Origin of the sequence: Flavobacterium plurextorum (assembly GCF_002217395.1) — a bacterium.
GTDB classification, from domain to species: Bacteria; Bacteroidota; Bacteroidia; order Flavobacteriales; family Flavobacteriaceae; genus Flavobacterium; species Flavobacterium plurextorum.
In genome coordinates, this window is sequence record NZ_MUHD01000033.1 from 81844 (window position 1) to 102273 (window position 20430).

A 20430-nucleotide genomic window follows, 5' to 3' on the forward strand; every position below is an offset into this window, starting at 1 on the left:
TTGTTTATCCAAAATTTTCAAAAGCTTTTTCCTATATTTATCATCTAAAATTTAAATATGGTGACGTCAAAAACTATTTCAAACGGAATTTTAAGAGCTTTAACTACAATCTTACTTGTTGGCGCGGGACTCTATTTTTTATATGAAATTCAAAGTGTTATTGTTTACTTATGCATTTCTTTAATATTATGCCTAATTGCAAATCCGTTAGTGCAGTTTTTGAAAAACAAATTAAAATTCAGCAACTCATTAGCTGCCACTACAACACTTGTACTTTTTGTATTAGCATTAGTGGGTTTTATTTTACTATTTGTTCCATTAATTATCTCTCAAGCCAATAACTTATCACTGCTGGACACTAACGCCTTACAGCAGCAATTTATTGAAACAGAAAAAAGTATTGAAAGTTATTTTAATATTCAGCACTTAGATTTGAATAAAGTTTTGAAAGAATCAAAGATAACTTCCATGCTGGATTTAACTTACTTTACAGGATTCTTGAATTCTATTTTCAGCTTTATGGCTGATATGGGTATGGGATTCGTTTCGGTATTTTTCATTACTTTTTTCTTCATTAAAGATCAAGATGCTTTTAAACTTTCCGCTAGAAAAATTCTGCCTGACACTAATGAAGACAAAATATTAAACTCAGTTGCCAAGATAAATCATTTTTTAACCCGTTATTTTATCGGTTTACTACTTCAATTAACTGTGGTATTTATTTTGTATTTTATTGTGCTTCTTATTTTTGGCAATAAAAATGCATTTGTAATTGCTTTTTTATGTGCAATTTTAAACATCATACCTTATATAGGACCAATTATCGGTACTATACTGGCGGCGTTATTAACTATGATCAGTTTAATTGGTCAAGATTTTCAATCGGAGATTTTACCTACGACCATTTATGTAGTCATAGGCTTTTTACTTGTTCAGGCTATTGATAATAATATCAGCCAGCCTATAATTTCATCAAAAAGTGTAAATTCGCATCCGTTAGAGATATTCTTGATTACGGTAATCAGTGGTATCACTTTTGGAATCGTAGGAATGATTATTGCAATTCCATTTTTTACGATGGTAAAAGTAATCTTAAAAGAATTTTTCCCTGACAACAAAATTGTCTCCGTATTAACTGAAAGAATTTAGCATTGAACTTTTCGATTTTAAACAAAAACATTCAAGAATTTATTACTCAAAATACTGGTGTTTCTATTAGTAAACTTGCACTTCAGAAAAATCCTTTTCCTGAGGTTGACTGGATAGCAGTTTTAAATCAAATCGAAGCCAGAACTAAAGCTAAAGATAAACTGCCTACTTGGTTCTCTACTGAAAACATTATTTATCCAAGTAAAGTTTCTGTTGAACAAACCTCATCAGAAAAAACGGCTGAATATAAAGCTTCTTTAATTTCTGGTAAATGTTTAATTGATCTTACTGGAGGTTTTGGTGTTGATGATTATTACTTTTCTAAAAAGTTTAAAGTTGTCGCGCATTGCGAAATTAATGAAGATTTATCCAATATCGTAAAACATAATTTACAGCAATTACAAATTAAAAATTGTTTTTGCTATGCAACGGATTCTGCCAATATCTTAAAAGAATCAGATGCTGATGTTTGGGATTGGATTTATATTGATCCTTCTCGCCGAAATGATGCCAAAGGCAAGGTTTTTATGTTGAAAGACTGTTTGCCAAATGTTCCAGAATCATTAGACTTCTATTTTGAAAAATCGAATTCTATTTTAATTAAAACGGCTCCTTTACTGGATATTTCTGCAGGTTTATCTGAATTAAAATTTGTAAAAAACATTCATATAATTGCTCTAGAAAATGAGGTTAAGGAATTACTTTTTGAAATTCACAATCATTATAAAGGCACCATCACTTTAAAAACGGCTAATATTCTAAAGGATAAAATTGAAACTTTTGAATTTGTTTTGGATGATAAAATGGATTTTATACCATATGAATTGCCTAAAAAGTATATTTACGAACCTAATTCGGCAATAATGAAATCTGGCGGATTTGATGAAGTAAGCTCGATTTTTAAAATTGGTAAACTGCATAAACATTCGCATTTATATACATCTGACGAATTAATTGATTTTCCAGGGCGCACTTTCGAAATTGAGAAAGTGATTCCGTATAGTAAAAATGATATGAAAACGGAGCTTGTAAATGAGCAGGCAAATATTACCACGCGAAATTTTCCTGAAACGGTAGAGAACATTCGAAAAAAATGGAAAATAAAAAATGGAGGTAATAAATATTGTTTTTTTACAACTGATAAAAATGACAACAAAATAGTTTTAATTTGCACAAAAATAATTTAAAATGAAACACTTAATTACGCTAACCTTTTTTTTATTAACCTTTACCGGATTTGCACAAAAACCATGTGAATACAGTACTAATGTTACCGATTCTATTGGGACTTATAAAATAACTAATGAATATTTAGTAAGCGAGAAAAACTTTGGAGGTACTTCCAGCTACATTTTCTTTTCGCTGGCACAAACGGATGGTCTTCCAACTTTGAACGTGCAGTTGATTCAAAAAAGTAAAGACTTTATGAAAGCCAACTGTTTTGATAAAAACTCAAAAATATTTTTGCAGTTAGAAAATGGTAAAATTGTTACTTTACTACATATCAATCAAGAAAACTGCGGCACTTTACTTCGCGATGATAAAGGTTTTGACAACCGTGTAAATACAGGAATTTTTATGTTCATGAAAGATAACTTTGAGGAATTGAAAAAATCCCCTGTTTCGATCATGAGAATTAAGTACTTGACTGATATAGATGATTATATTGTAAAAAGCGAGTTGGTTTCTGAAATGAACGGCAAGACGTTCCAACCTAATACTTACTTTATGCAAAACATAAGATGTGTTGAATAATTAATTATTCACAGTTCCATTTTTGATTAGAAACAGGGTCTTTGAGCCCTGTTTTTAAATTATAGTGCCACCATTCTGAATCAAACGGGTTGAATCCATTTTGAATCATTATTTTTTTTAGAAATTTTCTATTCGATTTTACTTTTCTAGGAAGTGTTGGAAAGCTATGGCTTGCCTCAAATCCAAAGTAATCAAAAGAAGTTCCCATTTCCAGCTCTTTGCCGTTAGAATCTACCAATGTAATATCTACAGCTCCTCCTCTATTATGTATAGATCCTTTTTTCGGGTCTGCAACATATTCTGGTTTTGGAACAATCTCCCACATTTTTTTCTGAATTGATAAAGGTCTGTAACAGTCGAAAAGCTTAATTCTATAGCCTTTTTCTATAAAATCTTTATTGGCGGCAATTAAAGCTTTAACTGTTTTGTAGCGAAGTAAACACTCCGCGCAATCGTATACTTTTGCTTTCAAAAAATTGTCTTCGGTTGCATATTTCATATCGTACACAAAATCTTTACTGTAGTCTTTTAAGTTTACAAAAGTTGTATCCGCAACTTCTTTGGGACTTGCATATGTTTCGTTTTGAGCATTTGCAGAGATTATTGAAAAAAAAGCGATTACAAAAAGAGTTTTGGTTAATTGTACCATGAGTTTTAAATTTTGAAAAAATGAAATTACTCAAAAAATTGCCAATCTCCTATTTAATCGGTTTTCTTCCTAAAATATTTTACAGATGAACACATTGGATGTAATTACTTTGCCTGTTCGCTTAGTATGGTGATAAAAAAAAAACCAACACATAGAAACATAGATTCTTCTTGCACAACAAAGAATGTAAAAGAGAAATATATTCCTTGAACATAGCCAACTCTGTGTGTTTAAAATAAGTGAAACGCCTCTTTTGAGAGTACAAAATCTATGTTTCTATGTGTTAAAATTAATTTCACCCAACGGATTAAACATGAATACAATTCCAAGATAAATATGAATTTAAACAACAAAAAAATGCGTAAAAGTCAGAGACCTTTACGCATTTTATTAGAGATAGTATTGAAGAAGTTTTTAGTTTATTCCTCCTCCTAAAGCTTTGTACAACAACACTTGCGAGCTTACATTTTTAAATTGTATGTCTACAAAATCAAGTTCTGCCTGAAGCATGTCTTTTTGTGCGTTTATTATTTCCAGATAATTGGCATAACCGCTCAAATACAAATCATTTGACACATTTACTGCAATTTCAAGATGTTCAACTTGTTTTGATTTGTATTTTAAAACATCTTCAAACGCTTTTGTGCGATACAACAACGCACTCAATTCATTGTAAGCGGTCGTGATCGAATTTTGATATTCTAAAAAGCTAATCTGCTGTCTGCGATTGGCGGTAAAAAATTCATGTTTAATTTGTCCTTTATTAAATATTGGCGCAGTAATTCCGCCCAATAACTGCCACGCAAATGATCCGCTGTCGAAGAATGTTGCAAAAGAAAATGAATTAAGACCAACATAACCACCTAAGTTTACTGTTGGAAAAAAAGCAGCTCTCGCTGATTTTGCATCTGCTTTTGTAGCCAGTAATTCGAAATAAGCTTGTGACACATCTGGTCGATTATGTATGATTGAATCAACACTCATTTTTTGATTCAGCACTTCAAGATGTCCTGATAGAAAATCTTTGCTTCTGGTTACTTTACCTCCATATTCACCTAAAAGAGTCAACAAAGCTTTTTCGGTTTGATCTATACTAAGGTTCAATTCTTCGGCTTCAGCCAAAATACTATTGTTTTGAGCATTAAATTGCTGCACAGCTAATTCTGTTGCTTTACCAACTGCGCGCTGTGCCGAAACAATATCAAGGGCACGCTGCTGCGTTTTTAAGTTTCGCTCATAAATTACTTTTTGCTTGTCGAGGGCAATAAGCTTAAAATAAAGCTCAGCAACATCGCTCAATAATCTTGTCTGCAACAATCTTACTCCTTCTTGTGATGCAAGAAATCTTTGTTGGGCAGCTTTTTTTCTATTGCTCAGTTTTCCCCATATATCAGCTTCCCAAGATACTTTTCCTCCTAAAAACAAATTGGGAGTTACATCTGTATTAATTCTTTGTTTTTCTGATATGTTCTGCGAGAAATTAGTATCAAAGTTCCCTACACCATCCATAGTGTATTTACCGTAATGTGTTCCTGAAACATCAGCACCAATATCAAATGATGGCAGTAAAGCTAATTTTGCCACTTTTAGATGCGAATTTGCAATTAGAATTCTCTGCTGCATTGCTAAATAATCAGGATTCTGAGCTACTGCTATGTCTAACAGTTTTTCCAGCTCTGGATCTTTAAAATACGATTCTGTTTTTAGCGGTGTAAATGTCTGCTGGCTGTCTGTTGTTTTTGGATTTGAGGCAAAATTTTCAGGCAGTGTTTTTACCTTCTGCTGCTCTGCCTCTTTCGGGGCAGAACAGGCAGAAAGTAACATTAAAAACACAACTACAAGTACATATTTTGATTTATTCGTGGTGAGATATATTGACTCTGTATGTTTAAGAAATTTTCTAAAATTATTTTTCATTGTTTTCATTTATTTATTCCAAGCTTTTTCAATTTTTGCAAACAGGATGTAAAGCCCCGGAATTATTACCAGTCCAAAAACAGTTCCTATTAACATTCCTCCTGCAGCTGCAGTACCAATAGATCGGTTTCCAATTGCACCAGCTCCAGAGGCAATACACAATGGTATAAGCCCAGAAATAAAAGCAAATGAGGTCATCAAAATAGGTCTGAAACGTAATCTTGCGCCTTCAATTGCAGCTTCGGTAATTCCCTGCCCCAGCTTGTTCTGGGCAATCGCAAACTCTACAATCAAAATGGCATTCTTGGCGAGGAGTCCTATAAGCATGACTAAGGCGACCTGAGCATAAATATTATTGTCTAAGCCCACTGCCAGCAATGCGAGATAGGAACCAAAAACTCCTACAGGCAAACTTAAAAGCACCGGAAACGGAAGCAGTAAACTCTCGTATTGTGCGGCAAGTAATAAGTAAACGAAAAGGATACATAATGCAAAGATGTAAATGGTCTGGTTTCCTGATAAAATTTCTTCACGTGTCATTCCTGACCATTCAAGTTCAAATCTGCTTGGCAGCTTTTCGGCTGCGATTTTTTCTACTGCAGCAATAGCTTCTCCAGAACTGTATCCATCTGCTGGTTCACCATTGATCATAGCTGACATATACATATTATAACGGGTTAAAACCTCTGGACCGTAAACTCGTTCTAGTTTTATAAATGTTGAAAATGGCACCATTTCGCCTGCATCATTTTTAAGATACATGTCTAGAATACTTTCTGGATTTTTTCTAAACTGCGGACTTGCTTGTACCATTACTTTATACATTTGAGAAAAACGAATAAAGTTTGTGGCATAAAACGATCCCAGCATGGTTTGCAGGGTAGACATGGCGTTGTCTACAGATATTCCTTTTTTGGCCGCAAGATCATAATCAATATGTATTAAATACTGCGGGAATGTAGCATCAAAACTTGTAAATGAATTTTGTATTTCTGGCGAAGCATTCAATTCTTTAATAAAGTTTTTCGTAACTGCATCGGTATTATTAATCGTTCCGCCTGATTTGTCCAATAAACGCAATTCAAAACCGCTGGTATTACCAAAACCAGGAACTGTAGGCGGTGCAAAAACTTCGATTTGAGCATCTGCAATACCTTTTGTTTTCTGCGTAAGCATTGTAATAAACTCATTTACAGAAATGTTTCGATCTTTCCAGTCTTTCAGATTTATCATTCCCATACCATAAGAAGCTCCTGCAATTTCAGTAACGATACTGTAACCTGCAAGAGTTGTTACGTTGTCAACTCCATCAATTTGTTTGGCGATGCGAGTTACTTCATCAAGCACTTTTTCGGTACGTTCTACAGTAGCTCCTTGCGGTGTAGTTACGTTTACATATACCATTCCCTGATCTTCAGAAGGTATGAATCCTGAAGGTAAGAACTTCGAAGTTCCCCAAGTAAGGAAACAGAACAAAACTAAAAGACCGATAGTCATCGAACTTCTGTCTGCAAATTTTGACAATACTCTGATGTATTTTGAAGTAATGTTGTCGAACCACGCATTAAAACGAACAAAGAAACGATCTAATAATGATGTTTTCTTTTTATTTGGATCATGCGGTTTAAGCATTATCGCACACAAAGCTGGTGTTAATGTAAGGGCATTAATTCCAGAAATTACAATACTAATTGCCATAGTAAGCGAAAACTGTCTGTAGAAAACTCCAACAGGACCGCTCAAGAATGCAACTGGTATAAACACGGCTGCCATAACAATGGTAATCGCAATAACGGCTCCTGTAATTTCTTTCATCGCACTAATTGTTGCGGGCAGAGGCGCCATATGTTCTTCGGAAATTTTAACATGGACGGCTTCTACAACTACAATGGCATTATCGACAACGATTCCTATGGAAAGTACTAGGGCAAAAAGGGTAAGCAGGTTTATAGAGAATCCCATCATCGACATAAAAGCAAATGAACCAATTAAGGCTACTGGCACTGCCAATACTGGTATTAATGTAGAACGCCAGTCTTGCAGAAATATAAAAACAACAAAAGCAACTAGAATAAAGGCTTCTATTAATGTTTTTAAAACTTCATCTATTGAGGCATCAAGAAAACGAGATACATCATAAGCAATGTTATAATCCATTCCTGGAGGGAAAGACGATATTTTCAACTCTGCCATTTTTTCTTTTACACTGGCAATTACTTCAGAGGCATTTGAACCTGGTCTTTGTTTCAACATAATTGAAGCCGAAGGTTTACCGTCGGTTTTAGAAACCATTCCGTAACTCATTGCTCCAAATTCGATATTAGAAATATCTTTTAATCGTAAGATTGTTCCATCTGAATTGGCACGAAGCGGTACTTCTTCATATTGTTTAGGTTCGAAGAATTTCCCTCCGTATTTTATTACATATTGAAGTTGATTGTCAAGCTGCCCTGATCCTTCTCCAACTTTACCGGGAGCTGCAGAAATATTTTGTTTTTGCAGTGAAGTTATCACTTCGTTTGCCGAAATGTTATAGGAAAGCATTTTTTGCGGATCCAGCCATACTCGCATTGAGTATTCTTTCTGTCCCATAATCTCAGCACGACCTACTCCATCAATACGTTTTAATTCCTGAAGAATGTTAATATCCGTAAAGTTGAAGATAAATTGTTCGTCCTGCGTTTTATCAGTACTTGTGATATTTAAGTACATCAACATACTATTTACCTCCTTTTCGGTCGTTACTCCGGCCCGTATTACTTCTTCGGGAAGTTCGTCTAGTATGGTTGTTACTCTATTTTGAACGTTTACGGCGGCAAGATCAGGGTCTGTTCCTACTTCAAAGAAAACCTGAATTAGGGTTAAACCATCATTTGAGGTAACGGTAGACATATAAGTCATTCCCGGTACACCATTTATAGCTCGTTCTAAAGGAAGTGCCACGGCATTGGCCGATACTTCGGCATTGGCACCTGTATATTTTGCCGTTACGGTTACAGACGGCGGTACAATATCGGGAAACTGCGTTATGGGTAATTGAAACAAAGCCAATAACCCCAAAAGTACTATCATCACGGATATAATAAGTGACAATATTTTTCTTTTGATAAACAACTCTATCATTTTATATTTTTTTAGTAATAATTATGTAATGGCTTATAAGCTTACACTTTGTGCGTCTCTAATATTAATCTTATCTCCATCTCGAAGTGATTGGGTTCCTTCATGTACAATAAGATCATTCTTTTTTAATCCTTTCTTCAAAATGTAAACATCATCAAGAGTGCTTCCAATAACAATATTGGTCATTTTTACAATTCCTCCTTTGTCAACTACAAACACGAATTGCTTGTCTTGGATAGAGAAAACTGCTTTTTGCGGAATTAAAACAACATTGGTTCTTGGCTCTGAAATAATCAATTTTCCAGATGTTCCGTGTTTGATAAAGCCTTGCGGATTATGAAATTTGGCTTTGTACTGAATTGAACCTGTTTGTCTGTCAATTTCTCCATCGGCTGTTTTTAATTCTCCTGTTTGACCGTAAACCATACCATTTGGCAATACTAATTTGATATCGCCTTTGGTATTAAGACTTTTATCTGCCATCATTTGAAAATAAATATTTTCAGGTATTGAGAAATAGGCATATACATCGTCTAATTGTGAAACTGTCGTCAACAAAGAGCCGTTTTCTACTAAGCTTCCTTCTTTAAATGGAATACGATCTACAGTTCCGTCAAAAGGTGCTGTTATCGTTGTAAAACTAATTTGCTGTTTTATCGCTTTTCTCTCTGCCGAAGCGTGAGCAACTTTAGCATTTGCTGCATCATGTTTTGCTTTTGATAATTCTAATTCTTTATCAGCAATTACTTTTTTATTAAAAAGAGTTTGAGCTTGCTCCAGTTCAACTGTAGCAATTCGAAGGTCTGCTAATGTGCTTTTGTAAACAGCTTCAGCTTTTAAAAGTTGTATTTGAAGTTCTACGTCGCTGATCTTAAAAAGAATTTGTCCTTTTTTTACTCTTTGTCCTTCGCTTACATAAACTTTATCTAGTAATCCAGGGATGCGAACATGAATTTCGACATTATTTTTAGCATGTACATCAGCAACAAATCGATTTGAAACGATGGTATCTTTTACAGTTACCTTATATACAGGCAGTGTTTTTATATTTGCGGATTTTTTTTCGGCTTTATCTCCGCAAGAAGCTAGAAATAAAACAGAGAATGCGTACAAAAGGAATTGTTTTTTACTAATGCTCATAATTGTTTTTTAAAAATTACATAAATATACTGGCTCCCTATATTGATTTATAGGGAGTGGTAAATGGGTTAAATACTGAAAATAGGGAGTTTATCGTATACTGCTTATTGTTTTAAGCAGCACCGTTTTATGGCATATTTTTATAGCGCAAATACCTTTATAAAATAAATACAAAGCAGTATTGCAGAAAGTTGTTTCTGTATATAAAAATAAAAGGGAAATGGGAAATCTAGAATAGTTGGTACAAGTGAAGGTGTGTATGACGCTGAATTTGATATATGTTTGCTATACCATAAATCAAGCTGTCTTCGAAGACCTTAAAATGTACTAATTTGGTAAAATATAAGCTTTTTAAAATATTGCTGTCTGAAGAGACTGCACGAGATTTCATCTTCTTTTTGACTATAAAATGTATATCCAGATCTTTGGATATAATTAGTGCTGAAGGTAAAACCTCTGGTATTTCTGATGTTGAAAGGAAATCCTGACCATGACAAATCGAAAACTCAGAAGGGTGCTTAAAGTACTCCGCGCTACTTGTAAAAGTGAGCAGAAAGAGTAAAATAACACTTATGAACTTAATTTGTTTCATGAACGCAAAGCGAAGGATTACAATATTTGTTGTTTGAAAAGAGTATACTTTTCTTGATGGTGGGCCAAATATAGTAATTTGAAAAGTAACCGATTCTTAAATTTTTCCAAAAAAAGCAAAATACCTAAGCCAAATCAGATTTTTTAAAGAATAAACCTCTAGTTGTTTATTTTATTTACAAATCATTAACTTTTCATTTACATTCTTAGCTCCATTTCTATATGAAAAAGATAGGATTAACCCATTTGGTGTAATCATTTTTTATGCAGACTTTAAAAATTAGTCTTAAAAATGCCCCAGAAGAGCATTACAGCCACAATAAACTTCTCTAAAAATCAATGTAAAGGACTAGAAATTAATTAAGACGAATCTTTATATTTCTCCTGTTATCATGATATTTTCTTTCACGCCTTTATTTTTGAGCATTCTAAAGTGTGACCGAACTGCATGATAAAACGGATAGGAAGTATAAGGAAGATCATATTCTTGCGCGTAACGTATAATAATTGGTGTTATATAAGGATAATAAGTATGTCCGACACCCGGAAAAAGATGATGCGCAACATGATGTGTAAAGCCTCCGTATAAAAAATTCGCCAATTTACTATTGGTACTGAAATCTTTAGTAACAATCATTTGATGCATTGCCCAAGTTGCTGATAAATTTCCATCTTCATCCGTTTCAGGAAAATGTGCATCTTCATCTACATGTGTTGACACGAGTGCGACAACTCCCAACATACTGCCGCACAAATGCATCGAAAACCAGCCTGCTAAAACTATATACCAAGGTTGCTTTAATACAATCATGGGAATAAAAAGCAGATAAATCAGGTTGACCGCTTTTGCTAAAAACAGTTTGTATATTTCTTTTTGCGGAATGTTCTCGACTACTTTTTTTACATAATTATTTCTCTTTCCAAAAAAGTCTTTGAAATCACGAATATAAATCCAATTTAAGCTGTACAGCGGATAAATAAACCACATATAAATATGCTGATATTTATGATAATTGAACAATGGACTGTTTGGAAAAATCCTTATGATATCACTTTGCTTAATATCAATGTCCCAATCGGGAACATTTGGATATGCATGATGAAGATTGATATGTCGCCTTGTCCAAAGCCAATGATTACCACCAAAAAGCTCCAGCACATACATAAACCATTCATTATGTTTTGATTTTTTAAATAAAGCTCCATGCGCAGCGTCATGAAAGGCATTTATAAAAAGTACGATCATAGTTATACCGCACAAAATATAGAAAAAGAATAATAAAGGGGTACTATTTCCAAACAGTAGAATACAAGTATAAGAGGAAAAGAAAAGTACCAAAAGTCCTAACGACTTAATAATGTTGAATAGGTACAAAGATGAGTTTTGTAATACCGTTTCGTTCACTTCTGTGCGCAACTTCTTAAAAAAATCATCAGTACCGGCTTTAAGATACACCGGGCGTTTTAATTTTTCCATAATGGTTTTGACTAGAAATTCTTACATCAAATTTAATAAAAAAAAAGTTAAAGCACACGAAAACAAAGCATTACAAAACTAAAAAAAAGACTGTCTTTTTATATCGAAAACAAAAAAGCCGTTCTATTGAACGGCTTTAATTATTCAGATTTTATATTTTACGCTCTAACTCTTTTCATTATTGCTTCAATTTGGGCCTGTGAAATTTCAGGGTTTGCTCCTGGAGCTTCGGCAACCAAACCACCAACTGCACATGCAAAATCAATAGCATTTTGCGGCTCTTTACCAGTGAGCAGTGATGTAATTAAGGCTGCTAAAAATGAATCTCCTGCGCCTACTGTATCAGCTACTTTTACTGGATAACCGACGTTTTCATACAATTGTCCTTCCCACATTAATAAAGCACCGTCTTTACCTCTAGTTACACACATGGCTTTTACTTTTGTTCTCTCGGCAGCAAACTGCATATTTTCTTCTAAACTTGAAAAAGGAGAATTCATTACGGAAGTAATTTCTAATAATTCTTCGTCATTAAATTTTACAAAATCAGCCGTATTCATTAGGTGTTCTATAATTTCATATGTATAATGAGGTTTTCTTAAATTGACATCAAAAACTTTGTAAACACTTGATTTCAGTAGTTCGTCAAGCGAATTTCTCGATACTTGATCTCGACAAACTAAACTTCCGTATATTAAAACATCAGCATTAGCAGCTAATTCTTTGGCTGAATCATTCAATACAATTTTATCCCAAGCTGATGGATATTTTATTTCATAACTTGCAGATCCTTGCTCGTTTAATGTAACGTTTACTAATCCTGTTGCAAATTCTTCTGATTTAAAAATAGCCGCAGTTTCAAGTCCTAAACTTTTTACGTAATCAATAATTGCTTCTCCATCTGCGTCCTTTCCTACACAACTGATCATGGCCGATTCGCATCCTAATGTTTTCATTCGCATTGCAACATTAAGAGGTGCACCGCCAATTTTTCTTTCATTGACAAAAACATCCCAAAGCACTTCACCATAGGCCACTGCCTTAAGCTTTTTTATGTTGCTCATTGTAAATTTGTTTACTATTACTACTATTCAAGTGGTATAATCGAAAACGCAGAAAATGTGATTTTCTTTCCTACTGCGATTAATCGTTATCTTTTTATGAAAAAAGGATATTATAAAAATAAGATATTTTTTGGGATGAATTATATTCTGCATCTTTAAAAAAGTGATCTCAACCTCTAAATAATTATGATAATCCTGAGACATAAAGAGCTGTTATTACAAAGTGATATAGAACAAAAAAACCGCTCAATTGAGCGGTTTTAAACAAAAATTCAAATCTAATAAGTACGTAAACTTGAAATTTGGGATCGATTTTTTTACTTTTCTAAAGCTATTGCATCGAAACGATAATGAATTCGCTTCTTCTGTTTAGTTGATGTTCTTCTTCGGTACAATTTACATTATCGGAACATTTATTAACCAATTGACTTTCACCGTAACCTCGTCCAGTTAATCTAGCTGGGGAAATTCCTTGTTTTACCAACCAGTCAATAGTTGCTTTTGCTCTTTTGTTAGACAAAGTCAGATTGTATTTTTCAGTCTGTCTGCTGTCAGTATGCGAGCGAACATCAATTTTCATCGCTGGGTATTGTTTCATTACGGCTAAAACTTTCTCTAACTCAAAAGCAGCTTCTTTGCGAATAAATGATTTATCTAAATCAAAATAAATAATAGGAATATTTAAGGTTTTAGCTAGATCTGTTCCAATACCAATTTCTTTAATCTGTTTTTCGAGCTTAATATCCAGTTTTGATTTATCATCTGTCGGCTGAATTAGAATTGGTGTTTCACTGGTTTCATAGTTTTCCTTCGCTGCTCTTACATGATAAGTTGTATTGCATTTTACTTGAAACTTGTAACTTCCATCAGTACCTGAAGTTACTGCTGTGATTTGTTGAAATTTATCATCAAGCAAAATTACTTTTGCTCCACTTAAAACTTCATTGGTTTGAGAATCTCTAATAACTCCTGATAACTCTTTTTCGCAATTTAATTTTCTAGTTTCTACAAATTTGTAAATATCATCACTGCCATTTCCTCCATCTTTATTTGATGAGAAAAAACCTTTTCTGGTATTGTTGTCTATTACAAAGGCAAAATCATCAAATTTTGTATTTACAGGTTCTCCGATATTCTGAACTGGACCAAAAGAAGCATTGTCATTAATTTTTGCTGTAAATATGTCTAAACCTCCTAATCCTGGACGTCCATCAGTGGCAAAGTAAAGTTCATTATCTCCTGCTATAAAAGGAAATGTTTCTCTGCCTTCGGTATTAATTGCCGCGCCAAGATTTTCGGGTTTCCCAAATGTACCATCACTATTAATTGCAACACTATACAAATCAGATTGTCCTAAACTTCCCGGCATATCCGATGCAAAATACAATTTCTTCTCATCTGTACTTAAAGCGGGATGTGCTGTGCTGTATTGATCACTATTAAATGGCAATTCGACAACATTTGTCCATTTATCATTGACCAAATCGGCTTTATACAATTTTAATAAAGTAACTCTCTTCTCATCCTTCCCTTTTTTTCCTTTTAAAAAATTATTTCTTGTGAAATACATTGTTTTTCCATCTTTGGTAAAAACAGGAGTAGATTCGTTAAATTTCGAATTAATTTTTTTGTCAAATCGAACGGGCTCTTCAAGACTTCCATCAGCTTTTAACTGTGCAGCATATAAATTTGTAAAAGACTTGTTTGTCCATTTAAATGTTGATCGTGTTACATTTCCTGTATCACGAGCAGAAGCAAATATTAATTTATTATTTAAAAGTGTGCTTCCGTAATCTGATTGTTTTGAATTAATACCGGCATCAGCAATTATAAATCTTCCTGAATTGGCTTTAATCTGCTCTAAATAATTTTTATTTTTTTCAAATAAAACTCCTCTTGTATCTGTTTTAACTTTCTCATTAAAGGCTTCGAGCATTTTATCTGCTTTAGCATAATCACCAATAGATTTTAGTGTTTGTGCATAACGATAATAGTATTCTGGTTCTTGCTGATTGTTTAAAGAAAATAAGGCATCGTACCATTTTGCAGCTTTGGCAAGCTCTGCATTAAAATAATAAGCGTTCCCCAATCTTTGAAACATTTTTTCGTCTTTATACCCTTTATCGGCCACTTTTTCATAGATAGAAATGGCGTCTATATAAGCATACTGATTGTAATCTTTCTCGGCTTTATTTAAAACTCCTTTTTGTGCTGCGGCATTAAAACTTATTGCAGACAAAAAAACGGTGCAAATTATATTTTTAATTTTCATAATTAGAAGAATCTTGGTGAAGTAATTCGGCCATATTTGTTTATAAATTCGAAACGAAGAAATATCTCATGTGAACCTGAATTATAGTTCACTAATTTGGTTGTTTCACGATCATATGCATAACCTAAATACAAGCCGTCAGTAATTTGAAATCCTGCTAATGCACTTACAGAAGCACTCCATCTATAAGCTAATCCGATAACAAACTTCTCATTAAACATAAAATTTGCCGATGCATCAACTTGAAGCGGAGAACCTTCGACCATTTTAGTCATTACAGCGGGTTTGAATTTAATCATCTCATAACGATCTAAATTGAATACATAACCTGCAATTAAATAATAGTTAATTCTGTCTTTATAAATAGAAACATCATTGTCGTCATAACGATTCGTTTGAATAAAGTTAGGAATCGACAAACCTACGTAAGCTTTATCTGTATGCCAGTAAACACCTGCTCCAATATTGGGCGTGAATTTATTTTCAAAATCCTGAAACTGGGGATCTCCTTGATCTTCCGGCGTTAGTTTTGTGGGATCAAGCTTAAATAAATTTGCTGATCCTTTTATACCAAAAGAAAGTTTTGCTGTTGCAGATGTTGGTATTGAATAGGAAAAGTCTGCAGCTAAGTTGTTTTCATTTGTAGGACCTATTTTATCATTTATTAATGAAACTCCTAATCCTACATTACTGCCTATTGGAGTATTTATAGAAAAACTGCTGGTTTCTGGCGCACCATCTAATCCAACCCACTGGGTGCGATATAATCCAAAAACACTCATAACACCACGTGAACCGGCATATGCGGGATTTATATTAATGGTATTATACATGTATTGTGTAAACTGTGCATCTTGCTGTGCAAAACTGGCAGCGGAACAAAACAATAAAACTAAAACTAATTTTCTCATTGATTTTATTTTAAATAATGGCTTAGCTGTTCACTAAGCCATTTAAATTGTACAGAATATTATTTGGTTAGGTATAAATACCCCGCTTCTTGCTGTGCGTTAGACTGCTTATCTTTATATCTAATGATGTAATAATAAGTTCCTTCTGGCAATCCGTCTGAATCTTTAACAGTAACACGACCTTCTGAAACACCTCTAAAAGCAATGTCGTTATTATTATAATGATCTCTTTCGAATACTAAAACTCCCCAACGATTGTAAATCTGTACAGTATTTTCAGGATAACATTCTATACCTTGTATATAGAATCTTTCATTTTTATTATCTCCATTTGAAGAAACGGCATTATAAACTTTAATAACACAGCCGCTTAATCCTAAAACTGTTGGTTTCTCACCTTTAAGATCACTAGAATCTGATTTGTCCGAAACAGTTATTCCGCTCTTTGTACTTCCCGATACAGTTGCCTGATTACTGATACTTCCAGAATTCACATCGGCTTGAGTTAAAGTATACGTTCCACTAATTGAAGACATATCACTTTGACCAGCTGCCAAATTAATTGGGCCTCCATTCATTAAAATTCCAGGTAAAGGATCTGAAACTTGGATATTTTCAAGATCAGCGTTACCAGTATTTGTTATTGTAAAATTGTATGTTAAAGTTTCACCAGCTTCGGCATAACCATTATTATTGCTGTCATTTAACTCAACTGTTTTTATAATCGAAATTTCTGGAACTTCAACAAAAACCTTAGCTGTTGCAGTAGTACAATTAGACTGATTTGCTTTTTCACATATTTGATATGTTACTGTATAATTTCCTCCTTTTGTACTTGGTGCTACATCAATTGTACCATCGGCATTTAATGTAATTCCTTTTGGAAGATCTAAACCTTTTATAATAACATCAGCAGGTTTAACAGGAACGCCGTTTAACTTATCATTATCAAGTACATTAATTACTTTTGATGAACCGTTAAGTCCATTAGCTAAAGCTGCATCATCATCATTTGATGCATTAATTCCAAACGTAGGCATTGCATTACAACCAGATATTGCAGATGGATAGTTTACAACAACAGTCTTAGTAGGATTCAAGCTAAACTGCATTTTAACAGCTGGTCTTGTTAATTCAAAACCATCATTTCCTTCAATCCATTGTCCGCCTACTAATATCCATCCCGGCCAATCTGTTGCTTTTTTATTTGCATCAACAATTGCACCCGGCCATAAAACGCTTCCGTTTAAAGGCATATTGGTTTGAGTTGCTACAATTTTGTTCGCGCTGTCTATCCAATTAATCGTTAATAATCCTGTTGGAACAAAATTATCTCCTGTAACAGTATACGAAACATATGGCGCATTATCTGAACAATAGCTATTTGTCGTAACTGTCATTGTTGGTGCCTCAACTGTAACTAAAACTACAGCTGAAGTACAATTTGAAGCATTGGCTTTCTCACAAATTTCGTACGTCAACGAATAATCTCCAGCTGGTGCATTAGGAGACAATTCTACTGTGCCGTCAGGTTTAAGCGTTAACATCCCTTTTGGATCTGATGTCAATACGCCTAACTTAATATCAGAAATTACTACTGGTCTATTATTTAAAAGGTCATTATCCAGTACGTTAACCACTGTTATTGTCTTATCAATCCCTACAACAGAAGGTATTACATCATTCTTTGCATCTAGAATCGTTTTTTCTACTTTAATTGTTACTTTTCCTAGACTTGAAATTGCACCATTATTATCCGTTGCGATAAAAGTAAAGATGTCATTTCCTGAAAATGCTCCACTTGGCGCATAAGTCAGCCTGCCGACTTCTAAAGGTGTCAAAACTTGATTTATTGTTACTGGAACTCCATCTAACGCTAAAATTCCATTTGATGGCAAACTTAAAACAGTATAATCTGCTATAGTTCCGTCTGTATCTGTTCCTTTTAAAGCACTAATAGCTGTTACTCCTGCTCTTGACGGAATACCTGCGGTAATAATATCTTCTACTATTGGCGCATTATTTCCAACTGGAATTGTAATTGTTCCTGCTGTTAATGCTGTTGCAAAAAGGTCATCAGTTGCTGTAAAAGTAAAAGTATCAATTCCTGTAAATGTTCCACTTGGATCATAAGTAAGAGTTCCTGCCTCTAAAGGTGTTAATACTTGATTTACTGTTACTGGAACTCCGCCAACAGCCAAAACGCCATGAGATGGTAATGTCAAAATAGTATAACTTGCAATAGTTCCATCAATATCATTTGCCTGTAAAGCTTTTATTCCCGTTGCTTCTGATGTCGAAGAAATGATCGAATTTATATCATTTCTTACCACTGGAGCATCATTTACTGCTTTAACAGTTATGTTCACAGTGACAGTATTTCCGTCAACTGTTCCATCGTTTACTTTATAAGTAAAACTGTCTGCTAATGTTTCAGTTCCGTCGTGAGTATAAGAAAAAGATCCATCAGCATTAAAAGTTAAAATTCCATGAGTTGGACCAGTAACTAAAACGGCAGTCAAAGTATCTCCTTCTACATCTGTATCATTTACTAAAACACCTGGTGACGTAATTGTTAAAGTTTCTCCTTCCGCAACAATGTACGTGTCATTATCTGCAACTGGTTTATCATTTACGGCTTTAACTTTTACAGTTATAGTCGCTGATGCTGATACTGCGCCTTGATTGTCTTGTACAGTATAATTAATTGGAGTTGTTGTTCCATTGTAGTTTGCTGCAGGAGTAAAAGTTACAATTCCTGAATTATCTACGCTGTAAGTTCCCTGTCCTGTTACACTGAATGAAGTTTGGATTCCTGCTGTTGCCGGATCTAAATCTACGCTTGTAACATCTATGGTTCCATCAACATCAGTGTCGTTTGCAGTAACATCAATGGTTACAACAGTGTCTTCGTCTGTTTCAGCGTTGTCGTTTACAGCAACTGGTTTGTCGTTTACGGCTTTAACTTTTACAGTTATTGTCGCTGATGCTGATACTGCGCCTTGATTGTCGTTTACAGTATAATTAATTGGAGTTGTAGTTCCATTGTAGTTTGCTGCAGGAGTAAAAGTTACAATTCCTGAATTATCTACGCTGTACGTTCCCTGTCCTGTTACACTGAATGAAGTTTGGATTCCTGCTGTTGCCGGATCTAAATCTACGCTTGTAACATCTATAGTTCCGTCTACATCGGTGTCGTTTGCAGTAACATCAATCGTTACAACAGTGTCTTCGTCTGTTTCAGCGTTGTCGTTTACAGCAACTGGTTTATCATTTATGGCTTTAACTTTTACAGTTATTGTCGCTGATGCTGATACTGCGCCTTGATTGTCTTGTACAGTATAACTGATTGGAGTTGTAGTTCCATTGTAGTTTGCTGCAGGAGTAAAAGTTACAATTCCTGAATTATCTACGCTGTAAGTTCCCTGTCCTGTTACACTGAATGAAGTTTGGATTCCTGCTGTTGCCGGATCTAAATCTACGCTTGCAACATCTATAGTTCCGTCTACATCAGTGTCATTTGCAGTAACATCAATCGTTACAACAGTGTCTTCGTCTGTTTCAGCGCTGTCGTTTACAGCAACTGGTTTATCGTTTACGGCTTTAACTTTTACAGTTATAGTCGCTGATGCTGATACTGCGCCTTGATTGTCGTTTACAGTATAACTGATTGGAGTTGTAGTTCCGTTGTAGTTTGCTGCAGGAGTAAAAGTTACAATTCCTGAATTATCTACGCTGTAAGTTCCCTGTCCTGTTACACTGAATGAAGTTTGGATTCCTGCTGTTGCAGGATCTAAATCTACGCTTGTAACATCTATGGTTCCATCAACATCGGTGTCATTTGCAGTAACATCAATCGTTACAACAGTATCTTCGTCTGTTTCAGCGCTGTCGTTTACAGCAACTGGTTTATCGTTTACGGCTTTAACTTTTACAGTTATAGTCGCTGATGCTGATACTGCGCCTTGATTGTCTTGTACAGTATAATTAATTGGTGTGGTTGTTCCGTTGTAGTTTGCTGCAGGAGTAAAAGTTACAATTCCTGAATTATCTACGCTGTAAGTTCCCTGTCCTGTTACACTGAATGAAGTTTGGATTCCTGCTGTTGCCGGATCTAAATCTACGCTTGTAACATCTATGGTTCCATCAACATCGGTGTCGTTTGCAGTAACATCAATGGTTACAACAGTGTCTTCGTCGGTTTCAGCGTTGTCGTTTACAGCAACTGGTTTGTCGTTTACGGCTTTAACTTTTACAGTTATTGTCGCTGATGCTGATACTGCGCCTTGATTGTCGTTTACAGTATAACTGATTGGAGTTGTCGTTCCGTTGTAGTTTGCTGCAGGAGTAAAAGTTACAATTCCTGAATTATCGACGCTGTA

12 protein-coding genes are annotated in these 20430 nt (G+C 34.4%); 3 read left to right on the forward strand and 9 right to left on the reverse strand.

What is annotated here, in order from left to right:
• The first annotated feature begins 57 nt into the window (after positions 1 to 57).
• The 3 genes from B0A81_RS17470 to B0A81_RS17480 are packed head-to-tail and all read left to right on the forward strand — an operon-like array spanning position 58 to position 2904.
• On the forward strand, positions 58 to 1149 hold the full coding sequence (locus tag B0A81_RS17470; protein WP_089059200.1) for an AI-2E family transporter: 1092 nt from the start codon (positions 58 to 60) through the stop codon (positions 1147 to 1149).
• A 2-nt stretch (positions 1150 to 1151) separates the two neighbouring features.
• Positions 1152 to 2336 carry a THUMP-like domain-containing protein gene (locus tag B0A81_RS17475; protein WP_089059201.1) on the forward strand — a complete coding sequence of 395 codons (1185 nt, stop codon included), beginning with the start codon at positions 1152 to 1154 and terminating at the stop codon, positions 2334 to 2336.
• A 1-nt stretch (position 2337) separates the two neighbouring features.
• Positions 2338 to 2904, forward strand: coding sequence for a hypothetical protein (locus B0A81_RS17480; RefSeq protein ID WP_089059202.1), 567 nt, complete (start codon positions 2338 to 2340; stop codon positions 2902 to 2904).
• 4 nt (positions 2905 to 2908) lie between these two features.
• Here the strand turns inward: B0A81_RS17480 and B0A81_RS17485 are convergent, their stop codons facing one another.
• From B0A81_RS17485 to B0A81_RS17530, 9 genes are all read right to left on the reverse strand, one after another.
• Positions 2909 to 3553: a M15 family metallopeptidase gene (locus tag B0A81_RS17485; protein WP_089059203.1), complete on the reverse strand. Its 645-nt coding sequence runs from the start codon at positions 3551 to 3553 to the stop codon at positions 2909 to 2911.
• Positions 3554 to 3967: 414 nt separating this feature from the next.
• The gene (locus tag B0A81_RS17490; RefSeq protein ID WP_089059204.1) at positions 3968 to 5479 is read right to left on the reverse strand and encodes a TolC family protein; all 1512 of its coding nucleotides are present in this window, start codon (positions 5477 to 5479) and stop codon (positions 3968 to 3970) included.
• Positions 5480 to 8593, reverse strand: a complete 3114-nt coding sequence (locus B0A81_RS17495) for an efflux RND transporter permease subunit (protein WP_089059205.1) — start codon at positions 8591 to 8593, stop codon at positions 5480 to 5482.
• A 33-nt stretch (positions 8594 to 8626) separates the two neighbouring features.
• Positions 8627 to 9733 carry an efflux RND transporter periplasmic adaptor subunit gene (locus tag B0A81_RS17500; RefSeq protein ID WP_089052784.1) on the reverse strand — a complete coding sequence of 369 codons (1107 nt, stop codon included), beginning with the start codon at positions 9731 to 9733 and terminating at the stop codon, positions 8627 to 8629.
• A gap of 964 nt (positions 9734 to 10697) precedes the next feature.
• The gene (locus B0A81_RS17510; protein ID WP_089059207.1) at positions 10698 to 11801 is read right to left on the reverse strand and encodes a fatty acid desaturase family protein; all 1104 of its coding nucleotides are present in this window, start codon (positions 11799 to 11801) and stop codon (positions 10698 to 10700) included.
• 158 nt (positions 11802 to 11959) lie between these two features.
• Positions 11960 to 12865: a carbohydrate kinase family protein gene (locus B0A81_RS17515; protein ID WP_089059208.1), complete on the reverse strand. Its 906-nt coding sequence runs from the start codon at positions 12863 to 12865 to the stop codon at positions 11960 to 11962.
• 331 nt (positions 12866 to 13196) lie between these two features.
• Entirely contained in the window at positions 13197 to 15137 is a 1941-nt protein-coding gene (locus B0A81_RS17520) for an OmpA family protein (protein ID WP_089059209.1), read from the reverse strand.
• 2 nt (positions 15138 to 15139) lie between these two features.
• Positions 15140 to 16048 carry a PorP/SprF family type IX secretion system membrane protein gene (locus B0A81_RS17525; protein ID WP_089059210.1) on the reverse strand — a complete coding sequence of 303 codons (909 nt, stop codon included), beginning with the start codon at positions 16046 to 16048 and terminating at the stop codon, positions 15140 to 15142.
• A gap of 59 nt (positions 16049 to 16107) precedes the next feature.
• The coding region (locus B0A81_RS17530; RefSeq protein WP_123922205.1) for an Ig-like domain-containing protein at positions 16108 to 20430 on the reverse strand (4323 nt) is incomplete at its 5' end.